This window comes from Segatella copri (assembly GCF_003465495.1).
GTDB classification, from domain to species: domain Bacteria; phylum Bacteroidota; class Bacteroidia; order Bacteroidales; family Bacteroidaceae; genus Prevotella; species Prevotella copri_G.
Window position 1 is genome coordinate 48,856 of record NZ_QSAV01000023.1, and the last position, 6,849, is coordinate 55,704.

At 38.0% G+C, this 6,849-nt stretch carries 5 protein-coding genes and 1 pseudogene; all 6 read right to left on the reverse strand.

The genetic code is table 11. The features are described from left to right. Positions 1 to 3: 3 nt before the first annotated feature. The 6 genes and pseudogenes from DWV53_RS08425 to DWV53_RS08450 all read right to left on the reverse strand — a co-directional run bounded on the left by DWV53_RS08425 (position 4) and on the right by DWV53_RS08450 (position 6,834). Entirely contained in the window at positions 4 to 2,574 is a 2,571-nt protein-coding gene (locus DWV53_RS08425; RefSeq protein ID WP_259318946.1) for a carboxypeptidase-like regulatory domain-containing protein, read from the reverse strand. A gap of 19 nt (positions 2,575 to 2,593) precedes the next feature. Then, positions 2,594 to 3,427: a GLPGLI family protein gene (locus tag DWV53_RS08430; protein ID WP_118152918.1), complete on the reverse strand. Its 834-nt coding sequence runs from the start codon at positions 3,425 to 3,427 to the stop codon at positions 2,594 to 2,596. A 2-nt stretch (positions 3,428 to 3,429) separates the two neighbouring features. Continuing rightward, positions 3,430 to 4,941, reverse strand: coding sequence for a vitamin K epoxide reductase family protein (locus tag DWV53_RS08435; RefSeq protein ID WP_118152920.1), 1,512 nt, complete (start codon positions 4,939 to 4,941; stop codon positions 3,430 to 3,432). Between the two features lie 26 nt (positions 4,942 to 4,967). Further along, the gene (locus DWV53_RS08440) at positions 4,968 to 5,732 is read right to left on the reverse strand and encodes a leucine-rich repeat domain-containing protein (protein WP_181992455.1); all 765 of its coding nucleotides are present in this window, start codon (positions 5,730 to 5,732) and stop codon (positions 4,968 to 4,970) included. A 58-nt stretch (positions 5,733 to 5,790) separates the two neighbouring features. Continuing rightward, positions 5,791 to 5,979, reverse strand: a complete 189-nt coding sequence (locus tag DWV53_RS08445; protein ID WP_117727467.1) for a hypothetical protein — start codon at positions 5,977 to 5,979, stop codon at positions 5,791 to 5,793. A gap of 282 nt (positions 5,980 to 6,261) precedes the next feature. Further along, a pseudogene (locus DWV53_RS08450) lies at positions 6,262 to 6,834 on the reverse strand (hypothetical protein). Between the last annotated feature and the right edge of the window lie 15 nt (positions 6,835 to 6,849).

Sequence of the window (6,849 nt, forward strand, 5' to 3'; positions counted from 1 at the left end):
TCTTTATATCGTTAGTTTTACCGAGCAGACACACTCCCTTCCCCTCAGTTGATAATTATATGTGAAAGTGTTGACGGAATTGTAGATGGTGTAGCCATATTGATGTTGGTTCAGAATGTTTCTGATGTCAAGGGATACCTTTACCGCTTTTTTTCGATAAGACAAGCCCATATCCAATAGAGCCATCGTCTTGGTCACATCTTTCGTCAACTCATTTTTTACAATATCTGTAGATGTGTCAAATACGAAGCCATCAAAGGGCATGATTTTCAAAGAAACCTTGTGCTGTTGGCTCAGATAGCTGTCGTTTTGATAAGCAGCATAAAGATAAGTCTTGGCAAACATACCATTGTAATCCAACTCTACGTATTTGCAAGGTTGCGATGTCAGATAAGGAGAGAACGTCAAGCTCTTCCATGTATATTTCTGTTGATAACCATTCTGCAAGGTCATTTGCCGTCTCCACTGATAGCCACCGTTCAAGGAAATCTTGGTCTTGATGGACTCTATGAATTTGGTAATGCCTACTTGCCCTATGAGACTTTTTGCTGTGTTTGGGGCATATATCTTCGACATGGTTACGAGCGTATTGCTTGCATCCTGGCTTGCCAGAATGTTGCTTCTCTCTTGATTATACAGAATATCAGCATTGAAGAACCACATTTTTAGCGGTATCTTATAGTCGTAATGCAACGAGGCGTTCAAACTCTTGTTATCCGCCAAGATGCCCGAACCCATCTTCATGGAAGTATCATCGATTCGGACAGGAGATTTCAAGAAATCCAAGATGTCTCCGAATGTACGGGCGTAGAATATGTTGGTACGAAGCACTGAGCGAGAAGTGAGCTTATAGTTGCAATACATACTTGGGCAAACAGAAAAATACCAAGAGCCAGAAGAAGATGCAATCATGTGGTCTCTGTGAGCTATATAGTCCATGCGCACAGGCACTTCCAAACGTAAGACATATCTGTATTGAAAATGCGAATATTCATATTGTGGAGCCAATGCCACTCTGAGATTTTGCATACTCACATCGTTGTTTTCATCCATAGGATGTAAAGTCGTCTGTACTTTATCCATGTAATAGTTCAGTAATATCGGCAAATAGATACGTGAATTACGATGCTTCTTAGACAGAGAGAGTGTGTTCTCTGTGCGGAAACTTTGCCCATTGGCATTCTGTACAACAGCATCTTTCGTTTCTTTGTCAAGAGCTACCTTTCCCATGGGAGAACCTTGGTATGAGACAACCGACGTCAACGACCATCGCAAGTCCTTGTGATGCCATAATGTAGAAAACTTGTTGTTCAGAAAGAACTCTCGCATGGTCTGCTTCTGGTTAAAGAGCGTGCCATTTTCCCTTGTCGGCAACTCTGATGTCAAGAAAGAGCCAACGCCCGACAAAGTGTTGACGAGATAAGTCTTGTCTGAGTTGTCTTTGTATTCCAACTGAATGCTTGGGCGATGCACAGATGACAGAGGTGAATATGCTTGTGAGATAACGATATTGTTTTCCGCATCGGTATAGCTTCTAGTCAAGCTATAGTCATATTGACTTTTCGCATAGCTATATCCGACATTTCCCTTAAGGGTAACATCCTTTCTAATCTTCCTCAATATGTTGAACGACAACAAGCGGTCAGTTGGTGAGGCATACCTATCCACCTCAATGGGAGGAGTGGAAGCGGAAATGTTTCCCAGCAAACTTGACACTGTAGATACAGTTTCCTTGCTATCGAAATGGTTCGTTCCTTCATTCAATGCGAACTGACTGATGTTGCCTGCTTTCAGCGAAGCCAACATTTGGAAGTTTGACTTGAAGAGCATTCCCGCACCATTCACTTCGTACAAGGCATGTTTGCCTGTCCCAAACGAAACACCATAAGAACCAACAGGTTTCAGCTTAGCCTTGTTGCTCATATTCACATTGATAGCCACGTTGTCGGAAAAGACATCCTTGTCGGCTTTTATCGCCTGATGGTTGCTGAGCACTTGGACGGAGTTGACAAAGGATGCCGGTATGTTGGTTGTGGCAATGTTGTATCTTCCTCCTAGCAAGTCCATGCCATTGATATAAAAGTTGGAAATCTCCTTGCCCAGGTATTTGATGGAACCTTTATCCCCAACTTCGATACCAGGCAGTTTCTTCATGGCATCCTTCAGCGTATAGTCGTTCTTCCCTATGTATGAGGCTAAGTTGTAAGACAAGGTATCGCCTCGCTGATAGATGGCAGGGGCTTTTACTACGACTTCCTTGAGGGCTGTCGTCTTCTCCTTCAGATTGAAGTTACACACTTGCGAGAGATTATTGATTTCTCTTTTGGCTTTCTCATATCCGATGGCTTCGGCTGTAATGATTATCTGCTTGGCATCGGTCTTGAAAGTTATCTTGTAAGAACCATTTTCTGTTGTTCTCGTAAAGCCAAGGGTTGCCGTGTTGGCATTCACCCTGACGATGACACCTTCCAAGTTTGTGCCTGTGGTATCACGCACCACTCCTGTAACCACACTTTGTGCAAAAGTGCAGTTACATAAGCAAGCCAATATCATCAAAAGCAAGAATCTTCTCATATACAAAAATCTCCTTTGTTTACTTTAATTCGAGAGGAACATATCCGTTAGGGCGCATTCTCAGCACCACACCGTTGACCAAGGCGCTATGCCCACCATCCTCATACTTCTCGATGGTCATCTCACTGATGGATTCAGCAGGTATGTTGCCCATCGGGTTTTGCTCAAACTTGTTCTTCGACTTGACGAATTGTTCTCTTGAAGTCTTGATGGCATTGGCGTATGGCTTCAAGTTCATGGGAGTACACGACTTGCGGAAAGTGATTGCCTTGAATTGATGTATGCCTTCTGCATCCTTTGCTGCCAATACCAAGCCAGGCAGACCGCAAAGTTTCCAAGGACCAAAAGACACAGGTATCTCAGTGGAATACCATACCGTCCAAGTTCTTCCGCCATATTCTCCCACCGCCTTTTGGCAAGTATATCCACAGACGGTGTCTGTCTCCTCGGCAAAATTCCAACTAATCGGTGAGCCACTCTCCGTATAGCTGTAGTAATTAGGCGTAATGACACTATAAACGGTCAACTTACCCTTTGGCACATTTTGAGAGACTGCCTGGTCGAAGAACATATCGTTTCTCATTTCTTGTATCTTTAACTTCAGAATGTCAGACTCAGGAGCTTTACAGGCAATGGCAGAGTCAGCTCGGAATGCAGTGTAATCGGAAAACATGGCTACGTTTCTGCCGATTTGCAAAATGGTAGAAGTTACATCCGAAGAACCTTTGCCATTCTTTACTTGATACTCGTAGATACATTCGTATTCATCTACGGAAGTTGAACTGTTTTGTCCCATTATAGTAGGTGTCATACCTAAAAACAAAATAAGTGAAGTTAGTCTTATTATTTTCATATCTAAAAGTTTATTATGTCCATAAAATTAAATCCTTTTGGCAAGAAGTGTCCATTAAGCATAAATGAAGGGGTGGAGTGAATGTTATTATTCACACACCATTCTTTTTGTCTATCAATAAGTTGGTCTATAGACTTACGTTCTATATTTTTCGTACAGAATTTTTCCTCAAATAGCTTTTGGTCATAAACTCCAATTTCATACCAATTTTGAATAACATACATTGCCTTATTGGGATTCTGTAATATTGCAGAAACTAAAAGCTCCAATTTTTCATGCTGCTCTTTTGTCCAATATACAAAAAACACATGTACTTTGATGGAATTACTTAAAGCCATAGCATTATACATGTTCAAGAAATCTAAAGCACAAGGAGCACATGTTGGATTCAATACAGCAACAAGATGCTTATGCGCATTTGTCTCTCCCCAATTAATACTATCCAAACATTGTGATATAGAATCTATATTTTGCGGGAAAGTATTTAACATCAATAAATATTGTTCTTTTAGATAATTATTACTTCTTCTAATATTTTCAGTTTGTACACACTTTCCCAATATATCTTTTGAATATTTTAACGAAAATGACAAATATACAATAAAAAGAAGAACACAACACATAACATCCCTAATATCAGAGTTCGAAAAATGCACATTTCCAAAATCTAAAGTACATATATTGAATACATTTAATGCAAATATATCTGTTAGCAAACATAAGCATATAGGGCAAAATTTCTTCACCACGAAGATTTGTGTCCACAAACTCCAGGCAACAACAGGTATTGCTGATGCCCAAAATAAAGTTGTAAATAATGTTGAAAGTTTAAAAAATACTATTAATGAGAAAAAGGTAGCAAAATATGCTGCACACATATCAGCCAAGTCTATTATACCACCCAACCGATATTCTATATTACAATCAAAATGATGACTATTTGTGCATATTTTCTTAGCAATGTTTTTGCCTACATGCTGAGCCATAATGCAGTAAGTGAGAAATCCTCCGATTCCACATCCTAAAAGATTCATGCAAATTGAAAAAATATTCTCATTTGCCAAAACAGAAAACACACACAATACCAATAAGCCACCATAGCCCAATATTATATAAAGAGTTTGCAGTCTTTCCTCCTTTCTATGATTTTCATATTGAGGTTCACCACTATATTGTGTTTTCTCAAAGGCAAGAAAAGTACCATCCCACTTCTCAAAGAATGCATCTTTCTCTATATATGTATATTCATCTGTATATAGCTTATATATGTTTTCTTTGCAATTTTCAACAACTACAAAAGCATCATCTAGTCTTGTGAGAAATGGAAGAATCTCATTTCCAAAAGTTTCCGTATTGGTATTTTTCCCTGCTTGTGTATCAATGCCATAAAGTCTAAGCATATTTGAAAATCCCAACAAATTAGTATTGTTAGGACCTTCCATGTAAATTTTACGTAAAAAAGTACTTGTAAATTTTACATTTAAAAGAAATAAAATATGCTTTAATACATCCATGATTTTCTGTATTTAAATGTTTGTTGCTATTTACCAAAGTGATACTTACAGTTGTAGAATGCCGTGGAATCAACATTGGGAGCTGATGAAAAATTCACTATTTCTAAATCCCAACAATTGGCAAATGCTTGATGACTGATTTTTTCAAGACTTTTGGGAAAATCCACACATTTTAGTTTAATACAACGAGCAAATGCAAAATGCTCAATGACCTTGAGATTTTTGGGAAACACTATTCTTTCTATGTTTTTGCAGCCAGAAAAACATCTATCATTAATGACTTCCATATTATTTTTGAAAATCAGAGTTGTGATACCTTCACAGCAAGTAAATGCTTGTCTTCCAATCTTTATGACAGATTGCGGTATGATAGATATAGAGACTTTGTTGCAATCCCAAAATGCCCACTCTCCTATTTCTGTTAAACTATCTGGTAAGGAAGCCAAAAGTAATTTTCTATCCATATTAAATGCACTATTACCAATATAAGTTACAGACTGGGGTATCTTTACCTGTTCTAACTTTTCACAAGTGTTAAAAGCCCTCTTCTCTATAATTTTTAATTGTGCTGGCAATATAACTTTTTTTATATGATTGTTCTTCTCAAAAGCCATCTCACCTATAATCTTGACTTTCTTTAGTTCTTTATGGCTGTTGAAATCTATGACAGAATCCTTTCCTAACCATTGCTTTAGACATAACCCATTAGGAGTTTCTGACAATGTGTACTTTTTCCCATACGAAACAGAATGAGCCAATATGAGCAAAAATAGAAAAATGAGTCTAAGCATATTACGAAATTTAAAAATTAAGAAGAAAGTTCTGAGTCGGAACTCAGAACTTTCAACATTACTTAAGACCACCATATTCTAAACATTCCTCAACACTAGAAACCACTTTCGTGTGTACAGAACCGTCACTTTCATGAACTGTACAAGGGAAGCTTTGTGTTGCTACCGCTGTACCACCACAAATGGAACGCATATCTGCATTTTCCATTGTAAGTACTTTCTCTCCATTTTTAAAACTTATAATCATAATCTTCTGTTTTAAAATTAAACAAACTGTTAACTGCCTAGGATTCTACGTGTCTTAGAAGTTACGCCTTTTTACCAGACGGGGCTGTTTTGACCTTGCGCAAGGTACTAGGAATAGTTGCATCAAAATGAAAGCAAACTGCAATTATTTGCCTCATTTTGTATTCCGAGTGCAAAGGTATAAATACTTTTTGAAACAAAGTAATTTTCAGAGAATATTTAAACTACATTATACTATGTTGTACGTGATTACACTTTGCATAATAATACAAAAATAACGTTTTCATTTACTTTTCTTACTGTTTATCTGCATTTTTATCCTATTTGATTCATCAATAAGTTGTCTTACTATACTATCTTTATATGATGCTATCTCAACCATTTTGTGGTAGTGATAGACGGAATCTTCATACACATCAACTTGGGTTCTTAATTTATCAATTATGTCTTCGTCTCGTTGGACATTGAAATGTTTTTCGATGTAGCGAATGTTCGGGTCGTTAGATGGAAGCACCATCTTCAATGCCCTATATTTCAAGTCTGCCTCCTCCCAATCTTGGTGCTCTCGCCATTGGGTGAGATTGCCCCAAATGGAGAGGACAAGAGACAGAGCCAAGCTACCAATGAAAAGAAGAACTTTCTTTGAAGTAGGCTCAAAGCGATGGGTTACAACTTTCTTTTGAGGTGAATTGTTCAACACTTCAAGTTTATCTTGCAATGTCTTTGAGAAAACATCATTCCCTTGTCTCATCTGCTTGACTGCATCAACCAAGAACTTGCTTCGCTGCTCATTTTTGCCAAGTTCAACCTTAATAAGGTCAGCAAAAACGATAATGGCATCTCTTTATTTGGATATTTTACCTCTGACTTC

What these genes read in the sequence shown, in the direction of transcription:
- DWV53_RS08425 (WP_259318946.1), bottom strand. Translation starts at nt 2,574, where the DNA reads ATGAGAAGATTCTTGCTTTTGATGATATTGGCTTGCTTATGTAACTGC.
- DWV53_RS08430 (WP_118152918.1), bottom strand. Translation starts at nt 3,427, where the DNA reads ATGAAAATAATAAGACTAACTTCACTTATTTTGTTTTTAGGTATGACA.
- DWV53_RS08435 (WP_118152920.1), bottom strand. Translation starts at nt 4,941, where the DNA reads ATGGATGTATTAAAGCATATTTTATTTCTTTTAAATGTAAAATTTACA.
- DWV53_RS08440 (WP_181992455.1), bottom strand. Translation starts at nt 5,732, where the DNA reads ATGCTTAGACTCATTTTTCTATTTTTGCTCATATTGGCTCATTCTGTT.
- DWV53_RS08445 (WP_117727467.1), bottom strand. Translation starts at nt 5,979, where the DNA reads ATGATTATAAGTTTTAAAAATGGAGAGAAAGTACTTACAATGGAAAAT.